This window comes from Pyxidicoccus trucidator (assembly GCF_010894435.1).
GTDB lineage: Bacteria > Myxococcota > Myxococcia > Myxococcales > Myxococcaceae > Myxococcus > Myxococcus trucidator.
The window spans coordinates 39004-53891 of sequence record NZ_JAAIXZ010000019.1; the positions used below are offsets into that span (position 1 = coordinate 39004).

Annotated in this window: 12 protein-coding genes; 6 read left to right on the top strand and 6 right to left on the bottom strand. The window is 70.7% G+C overall.

Going from position 1 to position 14888, the window contains the following annotated elements; all coding sequences use genetic code 11:
* The first annotated feature begins 124 nt into the window (after nucleotides 1-124).
* The gene (locus tag G4D85_RS38155) at nucleotides 125-2152 is read left to right on the top strand and encodes a hypothetical protein (protein WP_240359745.1); all 2028 of its coding nucleotides are present in this window, start codon (nucleotides 125-127) and stop codon (nucleotides 2150-2152) included.
* On the top strand, nucleotides 2149-3483 hold the full coding sequence (locus tag G4D85_RS38160; RefSeq protein ID WP_164019046.1) for a hypothetical protein: 1335 nt from the start codon (nucleotides 2149-2151) through the stop codon (nucleotides 3481-3483). The genes G4D85_RS38155 and G4D85_RS38160 overlap by 4 nt, the downstream gene beginning before the upstream one ends.
* Nucleotide 3484: 1 nt before the next feature.
* Here G4D85_RS38160 and G4D85_RS38165 read toward each other — a convergent pair whose 3' ends face one another.
* The 6 genes from G4D85_RS38165 to G4D85_RS38190 all read right to left on the bottom strand — a co-directional run bounded on the left by G4D85_RS38165 (nucleotide 3485) and on the right by G4D85_RS38190 (nucleotide 10702).
* The gene (locus G4D85_RS38165) at nucleotides 3485-5509 is read right to left on the bottom strand and encodes a response regulator (RefSeq protein WP_164019047.1); all 2025 of its coding nucleotides are present in this window, start codon (nucleotides 5507-5509) and stop codon (nucleotides 3485-3487) included.
* The gene (locus G4D85_RS38170; RefSeq protein WP_164019048.1) at nucleotides 5506-8064 is read right to left on the bottom strand and encodes an ATP-binding protein; all 2559 of its coding nucleotides are present in this window, start codon (nucleotides 8062-8064) and stop codon (nucleotides 5506-5508) included. The genes G4D85_RS38165 and G4D85_RS38170 overlap by 4 nt, the downstream gene beginning before the upstream one ends.
* Nucleotides 8061-8438: a response regulator gene (locus G4D85_RS38175; RefSeq protein WP_164019049.1), complete on the bottom strand. Its 378-nt coding sequence runs from the start codon at nucleotides 8436-8438 to the stop codon at nucleotides 8061-8063. The genes G4D85_RS38170 and G4D85_RS38175 overlap by 4 nt, the downstream gene beginning before the upstream one ends.
* Before the next feature lie 58 nt (nucleotides 8439-8496).
* The gene (locus tag G4D85_RS38180; protein WP_164019050.1) at nucleotides 8497-9729 is read right to left on the bottom strand and encodes a GAF domain-containing sensor histidine kinase; all 1233 of its coding nucleotides are present in this window, start codon (nucleotides 9727-9729) and stop codon (nucleotides 8497-8499) included.
* Between the two features lie 98 nt (nucleotides 9730-9827).
* Nucleotides 9828-10268: a helix-turn-helix domain-containing protein gene (locus G4D85_RS38185; RefSeq protein WP_164019051.1), complete on the bottom strand. Its 441-nt coding sequence runs from the start codon at nucleotides 10266-10268 to the stop codon at nucleotides 9828-9830.
* 56 nt (nucleotides 10269-10324) lie between these two features.
* Nucleotides 10325-10702: a helix-turn-helix domain-containing protein gene (locus tag G4D85_RS38190; protein WP_164019052.1), complete on the bottom strand. Its 378-nt coding sequence runs from the start codon at nucleotides 10700-10702 to the stop codon at nucleotides 10325-10327.
* A gap of 246 nt (nucleotides 10703-10948) precedes the next feature.
* Here G4D85_RS38190 and G4D85_RS38195 point away from each other — a divergent pair, with 246 nt between their 5' ends.
* From G4D85_RS38195 to G4D85_RS38210, 4 genes are all read left to right on the top strand, one after another.
* Entirely contained in the window at nucleotides 10949-12157 is a 1209-nt protein-coding gene (locus G4D85_RS38195; RefSeq protein ID WP_164019053.1) for a serine/threonine-protein kinase, read from the top strand.
* A gap of 170 nt (nucleotides 12158-12327) precedes the next feature.
* Complete coding sequence (locus tag G4D85_RS50450; protein ID WP_164019054.1) at nucleotides 12328-13608, top strand: AHH domain-containing protein; 1281 nt, start codon at nucleotides 12328-12330, stop codon at nucleotides 13606-13608.
* 12 nt (nucleotides 13609-13620) lie between these two features.
* Nucleotides 13621-14190: an imm11 family protein gene (locus G4D85_RS38205; RefSeq protein WP_164019055.1), complete on the top strand. Its 570-nt coding sequence runs from the start codon at nucleotides 13621-13623 to the stop codon at nucleotides 14188-14190.
* A gap of 4 nt (nucleotides 14191-14194) precedes the next feature.
* On the top strand, nucleotides 14195-14791 hold the full coding sequence (locus G4D85_RS38210) for an imm11 family protein (RefSeq protein ID WP_240359746.1): 597 nt from the start codon (nucleotides 14195-14197) through the stop codon (nucleotides 14789-14791).
* Nucleotides 14792-14888 lie beyond the last annotated feature (97 nt).

Below are 14888 nucleotides of genomic sequence, written 5' to 3' on the forward strand. Positions count from 1 at the left end.
CGCTGGCTGTGCGACGCGGGCTCCGCTACCCGGCCGTGCATGGGACCAGGCTCCGCGCCCCACACAGGTCCTGCGGAACACGACGGGCGGAGTCCTTCAGGACGGGGCGTCCTCCTCCTCGTCCGTGGATTCACCTCCTTCAGGACGACTCCGCCGCCGGCGCGCGCCGACGCAGGTGCAGGGCTCGGCCGTCGCCGCGTCGAGCCCAGCCAACGAGGCGAGCGAGGAGGACTCCACCCACGCGAGCCAGCCCCTTCCTCCGGGCTGGCCCCAGCTGACTTCCAGCGAGGAGGTGCTCGCTCGCTTCCTGGAGTGCACTTCGCCCGCGGACTTCGTCGCCTTGCAACGCACCGTCGACATGCCCAGGTGGATGGAGAGCCTGAAGGATTGGGACGCGGTCCGGCTGGGTGCCCTGGGTCCGCTGCTCCATGCGGATGCCGCCGAAGTCCTCCAGCGCAAGCGCGCCTCCTTTCTCGTCACATCCACCGAGCAATACGGCGTCGAGCTGGCCGAGGTGTTCGCCCTCTTCATCCTCCACTCCGCCTTCGACGACGACTTGCGGAACCTGCTGGAGCAGCTCGCACGGAACAAGCAACTGACCGAAGCGCTGGGGATGATGGCCACCGTCCGCGAGGAGTTGCAGCGGCGAGGCCTCGACCTCTCGGAGTACCCGGACCGAGCCGAGCAAGCCGATGACGCGCTCCGGGGCCTTGGCCGCGCCGCCCGGGACGCCCTCGCCACCATCCCCCTCGTCGCCGAGCCCCGGTACACGGACTTCGCAGCGAAGCGCGGGCAACTGCCGCCTCCCTACCAGGAGGCCCTTCACGAGGTGGAGCGGGCGCTGATGGCACGGCACCATGCGCCAGGAAACGTGGCCCTGGGGAGCTTTGACGCGCTGACGTTCGGCGTGCCCATGGGCTTCTACCACCTGGCCTCCGGGACGGGCCAAGGAGCGGCTTCGCTGGCCCAGGGCAGGTATGAGCAGGCCACCCGTGAGCTCGCTCCAGCGGCGCTGATGGTGGGCCTGTACGCGGGCGGGAAGGGCGCTCGCCACCTCTCCGCAACCACGGGCACCGCACGAGGAGCACTGCCACAGCTCCGGCTGCCGGCGATGGAGCTGGGTGCGCTGAAGGCGGTGGTGGACCGACTGGGCGCACGACTGGGAATTGACGCCGCACCCGAGCTGCTCCGGTACCTCCAGGCCAGTCGTGAGGCCGGCCTTCTCATGGCCGAGGGTGGCGAGGCCGCCGCGGTGGCCCTGTACCAGACTCGCGGCAACGTACCGAAGGCCCGGCACGCCGTGCTGGCGGAAGCGAAATCCCACGACACGGGGACCGGCTCGACCCGGGCGGGCATGGAGAAGAACAGCGGAGGTGTGGCCTCCGTGGTGCGTGAGGCGGCGGGCTTCGAGCGGGAGGCGGTGGCGGCCAAATGGCTCCAGGCGGAGCTGGAGGCGCCAGGCCCACGCCTGTCCAGGGAGGTGCACCTGCTGGAGCAACAGCGTCCCTCGCTGGACGCACCGCCGCCGGGAGTGCCCGAGGGCTCGGGGCTCTGGAGCGAGTACGTGACGTACCGGGAGAAGCGGCTCGGTGAGTTGAAGCGGGGTGAGCCTGTCGACGGACCGCTGCGCTGGGAAGCCTACGAGCCGATGCGCGGGCAGTTCGCCCGCGGGCTGGACTTCGAGCGCACCATGGTGGCGAGGTTGCGCGCGGACGCGGCCCTTCCCCGGGCGCAGCGCAGGTGGCTCAAGGACTTCGAGCAGCCCCGCATCGAAACGCACGTGGGCGTGGCGAAGGCGGACGTTGCCGGTGTCCGCTACGCGGATGGGCTCGTCATCGAGGAGAAGCCGCCCCCTGGCACGCCACTCCGCGTGGAGACTTTCAGCTTCAAGAGCCGTAACTTCAAGTCGATGGATCCGGACGACGTGAGGGTGCAGATAAGGGCTGACGCAAGCACTGCCCTGAAACACTACGGCAGGACGCTGAACATCCGGCGTCGCGCGCTGGGACTCACCGACGTCGAGGTTCAGGTCCAAAGGGTGCGACTCATCTACGAGGGTGGCGAGCTCAGGCCCGCCAATCCGCTCGTGTCGAAGGCCGCCATCGACATGGTCGAGAGGAGTGTCAAGGAAGTGGAGGTCTCCTTCCAATGAAGTTGGTGACCCTTCAGGACTTGAACGTAACGGACAACCTGACGCTGTTCTTCGACGGCGCACTCGCCGGGAAGTCCTCCCTGGAGCACGAACTGGAGCCCTTCCTCCAAGCGCTTGAGGAGCACGCGGGCGAGTGGATGCCCGACATCGCCAAGGGCAAGCGAAAGCGCAAATACTCCCGGGAATCCTTCTGGAGGGCGTTTGAGGAGCGCCGCGCCGAATATGGGTCCATCGTCGGGCTCTTCCACACGAAGTTTCCCAAGGCTGCGTTGACGTTCGACCTGGGACTGTCGCTTGAGCCACCCGAGATCAACATCTTGCTCGAGGTCCAGCCCCTCTCCTTCTTCACGGAGCCGGAGCGCTGCCGGAAGTTCATTGAGCTGGTCCGCGCCTGGACCTCCCTCTATCCGACTCCCCACGCTGCGGCCCACAGCACGGCGGACATGCAGCTGGCGGACGCCCCCAGTTACGGCCGCGATGCCGAGACCCGCCGCGCCAACGGCTTCGACACCATCTACGAGGTCTTCTGGCTCAACGTCTTCGGGCCGAAGCTGGTGGAAGCCGTCGGCCGCGAGCGCATGCTGTCCACGCCCGCCCACCGGGTGGAGGCGCTCCCCAATGGCTCCATCCTCCTGGTGACCTGGCCCAACGCGGCGGACTTCGCCAGCGACGAAGCACGCATGGCCCAGGCCCGCGCGCACGTCCACCTCCGGCCGGACCTCGACTTCGACACCGTGCTGCGCACCCTGCGCGAGCGCAGCGCCACGCTGGTCCCCGTCGAGCCCCGCTTCCACCCGGACGTGGCGCCCCTGCTCTCCCGCCTGCCGGATGACGTCGCCATCAGCAACCGCCAGCGGAGGATTGCCGAGCTCAACGCCTGGCACCCACCCGAGCCGGAGGAGTGGCTCCCCGCCAGTCTTCCCCCGGACGTGGACGACCCGGGCCTGGTCCGCAAGCACTACGCCTACCTGGCCGAGCACCTCGTGGCGCTCCTGCATACGCCGGTGCCCTCGGTCTTCGAGGCCACCTCCGAGTCGCTGACGGACGTCGACTTCCACTTCTGGAGCGAGAACTTCCCGGAGGTCTTCGAGCGACAGAAAATCGACGCGAGCGCGGTGCCCGCGGTAGGTGCGTACCTGGGCGAGGTGCTGGTGCGAAACCTGGGCGGACAGTGGATTCCGCGCCAGAAGCTCGAGGAAGCGCAGGTGCGCGTCGGCAACCGCGTCTGGCTCCCCTTCGTCCGGGCCCACCGCTACATGCGCTCACGCCAGGCGCTGCTGGACTTCTCCCTCACCCAGCTCTACCGCGTCGCCGAGCGTCACCGCGCCTGACTCACGTCTCGATGCGGTTCCGCCCGTTCGCCTTCGCCCGGTACAGCCGTGCATCGGCAATCTTCAGCAGCTCCTCCACCGCGGCACCGTCCGTGGGAGTCGCGGCGATGCCCGCGCTGAACGTAATCCGGAAGGACTCGCCCGCGTCCCCTTCGAACGTCATCCCCGCGAGCTCCGCCGCCGTGCGCGCCAGAATCTCCTTCGCGTTCGCCGCCGTCTCTCCCAGCAGCGCCACCACGAACTCCTCGCCGCCCCACCTTCCGCGCACATCCTCACGGCGGAACCGCGCTCCCAAGAGCCGCCCCAGCCGCGTCAGCACCCTGTCGCCCGACAGGTGCCCGTACCTGTCGTTCACCTGCTTGAAGTGGTCCACGTCCAGGAAGCACAGCGCCAGCGGCTTCCCCAGCCGCTGCGCCTCCGCCAGCCGCGTCCTCACTCCGTCGATGAACGGCCGGCGCAAGAGCAGCCCCGTCAGCGCGTCCCGCTCCGCCCGCTCGCGCGACAGCCGCGCCCGCTCCAGCCGTGCCTGCACGCGCGCCAGCAGCTCCTCACGCAGCACCGGCTTGGAGATGTAGTCGTCCGCCCCTGCCTGGTACGCCGCCAGCCGGAACTCCAGCCCCAGGTGCGCCGTAATCAGCAGCACCGGCAGCTCCTGCCACTCCGGCGTCGAGCGCAGAATCCGGCACAAATCGAACCCGCTCGGCCCCGGCATCTGCACGTCCAGCAACAACAAGTCCGGCCGGTGCTCCGCCAGCGCCTCCATCAGCCCGTGCGCGTCCCCCAGCCCCACCACCTCGATGTGGTCGCTCGCCAGCGCGTGCGTCAGCGCCGTAATCGCGTCCGGGTCGTCGTCCACCACCAGCACCTTCGAGCGCTCCGGACGCCGCGCCGCCACCATCCGCTCGGCCGCCGCCGTGAAGTCCTGCGACGTGAAGGGCCTCGGCAGGAACAGCGAGGCCCCCGCGTGCGCCGCCGCCACCCGGTCCTCCAGCGTGCCCCCCTCTCCCGTGAAGGCCAGAGGGAGCTGCGACAGCCCCTCCTCCGCCCGCAGCGCATGCGCCACGGAGATGCCTCCCAGCGGCTCCCCCAGGTGCATGTGGATGAGCACCCCGTCCACCCACTGCCGCCGCGCCAGCACGCGCGCCTCGTCCGCCGTGCGCGCCGGCAGCACCCGCACCACGTGCGCGCGCCCCAGGCGCTCCGCGTCCGCCAGCACCGCCGCGTCCTCGTCCACCACCAGCAGCACACCCTCGACGGGCAGCACCGGCCCGGGCGCCCCGGCGGGCGCCGGCTTCACCGGCACGGCCGCCCGCGTCGCCAGCGCGCGGAAGGCCTCCTCCATCGCCCCCGCATCCAGCACGCCACCGTCGCGCGCCGGCTTCAGCACCAGCTCCAGCCGGCCCGCCGCGGAGCTCACCTCCGCGTAGCCATAGCTGCCCGCCGTGCCGTGCAACTTGTGGACAACCGTGTACGCCTCGTCCAGCGCCTCGCGCTCACCCGCGCGCACGCGCCCCAGCAGCGCCTCCAGCCCGCCCACCTTCTCCCGCAGCCGGGAGCCATACTCCGCGTTGAGCGCGGCGAGGCTGGCGGCCAGGTCGTCACCCACCACCACCTCATCCTCCAGCGCCTCGGGCGGAGGGGGCGGAGGCGTGACGGGCGCGAAGAGCTGCGCCACCCACACGAGCAACTCCTCCGGCCGGTACGGCTTGTGGATGATGCGCGCCACCCCCAGCTGCCGCGTCAGCAGCTCGTGGCTCTTCAGGTCCTTCCAGAAGGCGGACGCGAAGAGGACGGGCAAGTCCGGCTGCGTCTTGCGCAGCTCGCGGATGAAGTCCGCGCCCGTCATGCCCGGCAGCAGGCCGTCGACAATCGCCGCGTCCACCGGCACGCGCTCCAGCAGCGTCAGGGCCTCCGCGGCGGTGCGCGCGGGCTCCACGCGGTAGCCCTTCTCACGCAGGAAGGTGGAGACCAGCGTCTGCAAGTCCTTGTCGTCCTCGAGGAAGAGGAGCGTCCTGCCGCTGCTCATGAAGAAGCCTTTCTCGCCGTCGCCGCCGTCGCCGCGTCTCGCCGCGCCAGCAGGCCATTGAGGAGCTCTCGCACGGAGGACACCAGCTCGTCCTCCGAGGAGCGCGCCTTGGTGAGGTGTCGTGTAATGCCCAGCGTCAGCTGCCGCTGGTCCGTGCGGGACAGCTCGCGTCCCGTGAAGACGATGAGGGGCGTGGCGCGCCCCTTGCCCTGGCGGAGGATGTCCACCACCTCGAAGCCGTCCAGCCGGGGCAGGCCCACGTCCAGGACGATGAGGTCCGGCGTCGTCTCGCGCGCCAGCGCCACCGCGCTCTCTCCGTCCGCCGCTTCGAATACCTGCACGCCGCCCAGGCGCTCCAATTGCGCGCACAGCACCCGCCGGGTGGCGGCGTCGTCATCCACCACCAGCACCCGCGCATTCCCGGGCTGCCGCATGGCATAGCGCAGCGACTTGAGCAGCCGCGTCTCCTCCAGCGGCTTCGTCATCCAGTCCACCCACAGCGGCGTGCCCACGCCCTCGTCCTCCGTCGAGCGCCCGGACAGCGCCAGCACCGGCAGCTCGCGCGTGCGCGCCTGCTCGCGCAGCCGCCGCACCCAGTCCATCGCCTGCCCGTCCGGCATCTGCGTGTCCACCACCAGCGCGTCCGGCAGCGACTCCTCCAGCGCCTTCGCCGCCTCCGCCAGGCTGGCCGCGCGCACCACGCGGTAGCCCTCGGCCGCCAGCAGCCCGCGCAGCAGCGTGGACAGCTCCGTGTCCGCGGTGGCCACCAGCACGTTGTAGCGGGACTCGTCGCGCGGCACCGACGCCGGCTCCGCCTGCGCCGCGAGCCTCGCCGCCTCCAGGGTGAAGGTGAAGGTGGAGCCCTTCCCCTCCTCGCTCTCCACCTCGATGCGGCCCCCGTGCTGGTCGACAATCGCCTGCGAAATCGCCAGCCCCAGGCCCGTGCCACCCTTGCTGCGGGTGTCCGAGCCGTCCAGTTGCTGGAAGCGCCCGAAGAGCCGGCCGCGCTGCTCCGGGGAGATGCCCGGCCCCTGGTCCACCACGCTGAAGCGCACGCGCCCCCCCGGCGCATCCAGCGCGCGCACCGTCACCGGCGCACCCCGGGGTGAGAACTTCACCGCGTTGGACACCAGGTTGGTGAGCACCTGGATGAGCCTGTCCCTGTCCCCCTTCACCTGGGGCTCACCCTCCACCTCCGAGCGCAGCGTCACCCCGGCCGTCTCCGCCATGCCCTGGACGCCGGAGAGCGTGGACTCCACCAACTCCGTGCACTCCAGCAGGGCCAGCTTCAGCTCCAGCTTGCCCGCCTCCATCTTCTCCAGGTCGAGGATGTCGTTGATGAGGCGGATGAGGCGCTCGGTGTTGGTGCGGGCGATGCGCACCATGTCCAGCGCCTGCGGGGGCAGCTCGCCCATGATGCCGCCCTCCAGCAGGCCCAGCGAGCCGCGGATGGAGGTGAGCGGCGTGCGCAGCTCGTGGCTCACGGTGGAGATGAACTCGTTCTTCATCCGCTCCACCTCCTTGCGCTCGGTGATGTCGCGCACGAAGGCGGTGAAGCGCGGCGGACCCTCGCCCGCCACGCGTGCAATCGTCAGCTCCGCGGGGAAGACGCTCCCGTCCGCGCGCAGGCACGGGGACTCCAGCCGCGTGGACCGGCCCGCGGGCGCGTCCAGGGCGGAGGCCACGCGCTCGCGCTCCCCGGCGGGCAGCGACGCGGGCAGCGCCAGCGCCAGGAAGTCGCGGCCCAGCGCCTGCGCGGACTCCAGCCGGAAGGTCTGCTGCGCGGCCGGGTTCAGCTCCAGCAGGTGGCCCTTCCCGTCCAGCAGGAGGATGCCGTCCGGCGACGCCTCCAGGATGGCGGCCTTGCGCTGCTCGCTGGCGCTCAGCTCGCCGTTGGCCGTGGACAGCGCGGTGGTGCGCTCCTCCACCCGCTGCTCCAGGCCCACGTTGAGCACGCCCAGCTCCGTGGTGGCGCGCGACAGCCGCACCAGCACCACCAGCACGTACGCGCCCAGCAGCAGCGACACCCCGAAGAAGGCCACGCGCGAGCGCTCGTTGCGCGCCTGCGCCCGCTCGTAGAGCTGCAGGTACGCGGTGATGAGGCGCTCGGCCTGCGCGCTCGCGGTGCGCTCCAGCATCGCCCGCAGCGCGGCGTTCGCCTCGCCTTGCGCACCCCGGGCGTCCGCCTCACGGGCGCGGGCCAGCAGGGACTCCCCTTCCCCGAGCGCGCGCTGGTACGCGTCCAGCGACGCATTCAACGACTGGCGGTCCTCGTCCGTCAGGAAGGAGGGGAAGGTGCGCAGCGCGTCCGCCCGGGCCCTCAGCGCCGCGAAGTCCGACGCGGCCGAGCCGTGCACCTCCGGCATCCCCTGACGCGCGCGCAGCGCGTCCAGCTCCAGCTCGGCGCTGGCCACGCGGAGCTGCCGCAGGGACGTGCGGTAGCGGTCGTTCTCCGCGACCTCCCACGGACGGCCCACCACGAACAGGCCACACAGCAGCAGCAGCGCGCCCGCCGCCATCACCACCGACCGTTTGGACAGGCGCGACACCTTCATGCCGGCACCAGCTTGCGAATCTCCGCCGGCAGCGTCATCGGGTCGAACGGCTTGCCGATGACGCCCAGGGCGCCCAGCTCCAGGTAGCGGGCCACCTCCTGCTTCTGGATTTTCGCCGTCATGAAGATGATGGGCGTGTGGGCGGTGGCCTCCTGCGCGCGCAGCCTGCCGAACGTCGTCGGCCCGTCCATGCCGGGCATCATCACGTCCAGGAGGATGAGGTCCGGCTTCTCCGCCGCGCCCTTCTCCAGCGCCTCCGCGCCGGAAGAGGCCAGCACCGTCTGCCAGCCCCCCACCCGGCTCAGGCTCAGGTTGCCGATGGTGCGGATGTCGTCCTCGTCGTCGACGAGCATCACCTTGCGCAAGGTCGTCATGATTGTTGGCCTCGGTCCGGGGTGCGGGGCGGGGTACGGATGCTGTGATTTTCCGGATTCATACGGAGTTCGGAGGAGAATCGGGAGGGCACTCGGGCAGGTCGAACCAGAAGGTGGTGCCGGCGTCGCGGGCGGTGACGTAGTCCAGGGTGCCGCCCAGCCGCTCCACCAGCCCCCGGGCGATGCTCAGCCCCAGGCCGGTGCCGCCGCGCCCCCGGCTGTCGGAGCCGTCCGCCTGAGCAAACTTCTGGAAGATGCGGGCGCGGAAGGCGTCGGGCACACCGGGCCCCCGGTCCTCCACGGCGACGCGCAGCCCGCCCGCATGGCGGACCAGGCGCAGCGTGACGCGCTCACCGCGCGGGGAGAACTTGATGGCGTTGGACAGGAGGTTGGCCAACACCTGCTCCAGCCGGTCCGCGTCCACCCGGGCCCGGGCACCCGGCGCGTCCAGCATCAGCTCCACCTGGACGCCGTACTCGCAGGCGTAGCCCTGGTGCGCCTCCACCGCGTGCGCGAGCAGCGGCGCCAGCTCCGCCGGCTCCAGGCTGACGTCCAGCTTGCCGGACTCCAGCTTGTCCAAATCGAGGATGTCGTTGATGAGGCGGATGAGGCGCTCGCTGTTCTTGCGGGCGATGCCAATCATCTCCGCCACCGGCGCCGGCATCGGCCCGGCCACCCCGCCCTCCAGCAGCCCCAGCGAGCCGCGAATGGAGGTGAGCGGCGTGCGCAGCTCGTGGCTCACCGTGGAGACGAACTCGTTCTTCAGCCGCTGCTGCTCCTCCAGCGCCACGCGCGCGAGGCGCACGGTGACGGCGTCGAACTCCAGCTCCACCCACGCGGCCAGGTCCGCGAGCGCCGCGCGGTCCGCGTCGGAGAACTCGCGCGCCGCGGAGTCGATGATGCAGAGGGTGCCCACGCGGCTGCCGTCCGGGGCGCGCACCGGGTGGCCCGCGTAGAAGCGGACGAAGGGCGCGCCGACGACGAGCGGGTTGTCATGGAAGCGCGCGTCGAGGAAGGCGTCGGGCACCACGAAGGCGCCGGGACTGAGGATGGCGTGGCCGCAGAAGGAGACGTCGCGCGGCGTCTCGGACGCGGACAGCCCCACGCGCGCCTTGAACCACTGCCGGCCCTCGTCCAGCAGCGACACCAGGGCAATGGGCACGCCGAACAGCCTCGCCGCGGTGCGGACGATGCGGTCGAAGCGCTCCTCGGCCGGGGTGTCCAGCACGCACAGGTTGCGCAGCGCCAGGAGGCGCCGCGACTCGTCCGGAGGCAGGGAGGGCGGGAGCATGGGAAGGGCTCCGCAGTGCTAACCCACCTGCGCTGGAATGGGGAGAGGGCGGCCAGCGGCGGCCCGCTCCGGGGTGTGGCGGGCGAGCGGGCGGGCGTCTACCCCGTCGCGCGGCGCTTCCGGGCCGGGCGAGCGACAGCGGCGGCGGCGGCACCGGGGCGAGGCATCACCGTGACGACGGCGTTCACCACCCGGGACACCGCGCGGAGCTGGGCGGGCTCCAAGTCCCGCAGCTTGCGCGTCATGCGGCGCAGCTCCACCGGGTCCTCCTGGACGGCCTTGCGGGGCGTCAGCGGCACCGGAGCGCCGGACCTGCCCACGCCCAGCAGCGTGTCGGCGGAGACCTGCAGCACGTCACACAGCCGCCGGAGCGTCTGCGCGCGGGGCAGCATCTTCCCGCGCTCCATGCGGCTGTAGACTTCCATGGCCATGCCCATGCGCTCGGCCACGTCGCCCTGGGTGAGGCCCAGGCGCTGGCGAGCCTCACGAGCGGCACCTCCCAGGAGGACCGCGAGCTTATGGTCGACGGGCTCACGCATGACGACCGAGCGTCGCACGCGCCCCTGGCCACGCAAGTTTCCCGCCCGGGGCCCCTTCACCTGCGCAGCAGCCCGAGCGCGCCGTGGACGACCTGGGCCACCGCCTTGAGCTGGACGGCATCCAGCGCCCGGAGCGCCCGCACCAGCCGGCGCAGCCGGGGCGGGTCCTCTCCCGGCGTGGCCGCCGCGCCCTCTTCCATTGGAGGGTCCAGCGCCTCCACCTCCAGGCCCAGCAGCGTGTCCGCGCCGATGCGCAGCACCTGACACAGCCGCCGCAGCGTGGTGACGCTGGGCAGCACCTTGCCGCGCTCCATGCGGCTGTAGACCTCCATGGCGATGCCCACGCGCTCGGCCACGTCCGCCTGGGTCAACCCGAGCCGGACCCGCGCGGCCCGCGCGGCCGCTCCCACGGTGATGGCCAGTTCCTCGTTCATCGTCCTCGCGCCTCTCCCAGACACGAACCGTCACGTCCCATGTCAGGAACCCTACCGTTCAAGGCAGGAGACTACCCGAAGAGGCGTCCCGCGTGCTATGGACCCCAGAGGTTGAATCCATATGCCAAGCACGATGCCCACTGACCTCCTCCCCAGACGTATGCTGAACCTCCAACATCCTCATGCTCCCACCCCGCGTGCGGGGAAAGGCGACCTTTCTCGCGCCGGCTCCCGGGGGTGCGCGCCATGAGCAACACCCCAGGGGTGCACCCGCTGCTGTTGAGGAACTCGGAGGAGGTGGGCACCTTCCGAATCATCCGGAGGCTCGCCACCGGCGGGTACGGCGCAATCTTCCTCGCCGAGTCGGAGACGCGCCGGCCCGTGGCGCTCAAGTTCGCGCTGCAGGGGCCCACACCGGAGGACGAGGCCCGCGTGGACGCGCGCACCCGGAAGGAGGCCCGCGTCCTCATGCACCTGGAGCACCCCAATGTGGTGGGGCTGCTGGGCTACCGCCGCTGGCCGGACGCGCACGACGGCTACATGGTGCTCATCCTCGACTATGTGGAGGGCCCCACGCTGTCCGAGTGGGCCCTGCGCTCGCCCCCCACGCCCCGGCGCGTGGCCGAGGTGTTCTCGCAATTGGCGCTCACGCTGGACGCCGTCCACCGCGCGGGCGCACGCCACCGGGACCTCAAGGGCAGCAACATCCTCATCCGCGCCTCGGACGGGCAGCCGGTGCTGGTGGACTTCGGCTCGGGGGACCATGCCTGCGCGCCCGTGGTCACCGAGGGCCGCCTGCCCCCGGGCACGCCCAGCTACCGCAGCCCGGAGGCGCTGCGCTTCTGGATGGCGTCTCGCGAGGAGGGCGCGCGCTACCTGTTCCAGCCCACGGACGACCTCTACTCGCTGGGCCTGGTGCTCTACGAGGTGCTCACCGGCGGCTTCCCCTACCCGGCCCAGCTGCCGCCGTCCGCGCTGCTGGCCAGCATCGAGGCCTCCGAGCTCAAGCCCCCGTCCACCCTCAACCCGCGCGTGCCCACCGCGCTGGACCCCATCTCCCTGCGCCTGCTGCACAAGCGCGCGGAGGGGCGCTACCCGACGGGCGCGGAGCTGTACGGGGCGCTGAGCGCGGCGCTGGAGACGGCGGACGCGTCCTGGGACGAGCCCCTCTTCCCCCCGCGCCCGCCGCAGGAGGCCGTCACCGAGGAGGCCGAGGAGTTCTTCGACGGCGACGAGGACGCGAGGGAGCTGCGCCGCTGGGCACGGGCCCCGGAGCGGCGCGGAGGCGGCTGGGACACGGAGACGGCCCCGCCTTCTCGTCGGCGCACGCCGCCCACCGAGCCGGGCCCGGACGCGGGCGACGCGAGGCCCTCGCCGTGGCAGGCGTGGCTGGGACGGAGGCTGCGCGTCCTGCGACGGAGGCTGGCCGCGCTGCGCTCCCGGCGCGGACGCTGAGCCCACCTGCCACCACAGTGTGTACCCGCCCCACCTGGTGGAATGGGTGGACACTGGCCCTTCCAATTAAACCTGTTTTGCTGGCTTGATAGATATGCCTGGATTTTATCGACTAGCCAGCCAGGATGGGATTGCTCGCTTCCACGGGGCAAGGTCCCCGGAGGGCGCGCATGGTGAGGAGAAGCCTGTGGTGGGCCCTGGTGCTGTTGCCGTGGGTGGTGGGCTGCGCGAGCACGCGCGTGGTGCGCCTGGACACGGGCGAAGGGGCGCCCCTGGAGTACGCGCCGGCCTCCTGGGACGCCTCGGTGCGGGTGGACTCGGACGACTTCGAGGAGGCGCTGACGCGGCTGGTGCTGGAGGTGCCGCTGTCCTTGCGCCCCTCGCAGGCGGGGCTGCTGGTGCGGGCGGGGACGTGGGGGGCGCAGGCGGACTCGACGTGGCAGGGGGCGCTGCGCAAGGACTACGGGCGCTGGTGCCAGGCGCGCGAGGGCGGCGACTGCCTGTCCCTGCTGGAGGACGGGCTGGGGTTGGGGGAGATGGACCGGCTGACGCTGGCGCTGGGCTTCGCGATGGACCCGCTGCGCGAGGCGGTGTTCGAAGCGGTGAGCGAGACGCTCAACCCGCGTGTCTTCTACGCCGTCGTCGTCACGGGGCTGGCCACGTGGGTGGCGCTGCTGGCGGCACCCGAGCCCTTCGTGACGAAGGCGGCGGCGGTGCTGTCGGCGGTGATGGTGGTGTACCTGGGCGTGGGGCCGTTCCTGGCGCTGGTGCGGGCGAGCTTCGAGCTGAAGGGAGCCTCGGACCGGGCGCGGACGTTCGCGGAATTGGAGGCGGCCGGGGAGCGCTTCGGGCGGGTGCTGGGGACGGAGGGCACGCAGGTGGCCATCCTCGCGCTGGCGGCGCTGCTGGGGCAGGGCATGGCGGGCACGTCGGCGCGGCTGGCGAGCCGGCTGGAGATGATGCCGGGGTTTGCTCGGGCCGCGGCGCTGGGCGAGGCGCAGGTGGGCTTGAGGCTGGCGGCGGTGGGCGAGGTGACGTCGGTGGCGGTGGCGGCGGATGGAACGCTTGTCGTGGCACTGCCCGCCACCGCGGTGGCCATGGCCGCGAGCGGTGGGGACGGGAAGCACAAGCACCACATCGCGACCATCCGCAATGAGGTGTCCACCGCTCGCGGTGGACCGTGGACGCCGAGGTTCAAGGAGCTCTTCAGGAAGGCGGGAATGACGTTGGACGAGGTGGAGAACATCGTGCCCATCCAGGGACACAAGGGCCCGCATCCGGAGGCCTACCACGGGCACATCTTCGACAAGCTGTCCGGAGTGGTGAACGCCTGCCGCGGTGTGGCGCAATGCCAGCTCATGCTGAAGGCGGAGCTCCGCCGTCTGGCGAAGCAGATCGCAACGCCTGGCACCAAACTCCACCAACTCGTTACTCAGGGCGCTCCCCGCTAGAGGCGAACCACCATGCCGGGTCGCTTCTTCAGACTTTTTGATGACGTCTACTTCCCGGAGCGCTGGCATCTGGGGAGCCCCATCGACGCCCACGGGAAGGAGGCGGATGACTTCGGGTACTTCACCCAGGGACATGCGGTAGCGGACCCGGGGCCACTCCGAATTCCCTTCAACGTTCCCGGGCGGCCACTCGACTACTCCCTGGCAGGACTGAGCGTCCCCATTGTCCACGCCCGCGTAGCCGAGGTCTTCACCCGGCTGGCCCCACAAGATGTCCAACTTCTCCCCGTCGAGATTGAAGAACAGAGCGAGCCGTACTTCATCCTCGTCGTGACCCGCCGCATTCAGTGCATCGACGAGACCGCCTCGAAGATAGAGCGCTGGGAGCCTGAGGACGGAGTACCGGAGATGGTTGGACGTTACAGGTCCGTTGAGGACATGCGCATCGACAAGGGCCGGGTTGGAGCTGCGCAGGTATTTCGGCCAGAAGGCTGGGAGATCTTCGTCATCGTCTCGGAAGGGCTCAAAGAGGCACTGGAGCGCAGTCAGGCTACCGGCGTGAAATTCCTGACGGAGGTGTAGCCCCGTGCCTGAGGAGCCTTCCCACCCACTCCTGGCCCGTCGCTTCTTCGACTTGTTCGACGACGTCTACTTTCCCGGGCGCTGGCACCTGGGAAGTCCCATTGATGCCGAGGACAGAGAGGCGGATGACTTCGGGTACTTCACCCAAGGGCACGCGGTGAAGGACCCTGGACCGCTCCGGATTCACTGCACCGTTCCCGGGACACCGCTGGACTATTCGCTTGGAGGCCTCAACGTTCCCATCGTCCACGCAAGAGTGGCTGAGGTCTTCGCCCGGCTGGCGCCCCATGCCGTGCAACTCCTTCCGGTGGAGATAGAAGGGCAGCCCGCCCCGTACTTCATCCTGGTGGTGACCCGCACCATCCGCTGCATTGATGAAGCGGCCTCGAGGATAGAGCGCTGGAAACCCGAGGATGGAGTGCCGGAACTGGTCGGGCAGTACGCGTCGGTCCGCGGCATGCACATCGACAGAGCCCGGGTGGGCGATGAGCAACTCTTCCGACTTCAGGACTGGGAGGTCGACATCATCGTCTCCGAGGAACTCAAGGACGCACTGGAGCGCAGCCACGCCACCGGCCTGAAGTTCACGGAAGTGCCGTAGCGCCACGCGGCGGAGTCCCCGCCCAAGCCGCTTCCGTCGCCCCACCCAGCCCTCCGCCTCTAACCTACCCCTCAGGTCCATGAACTCCCATACTACG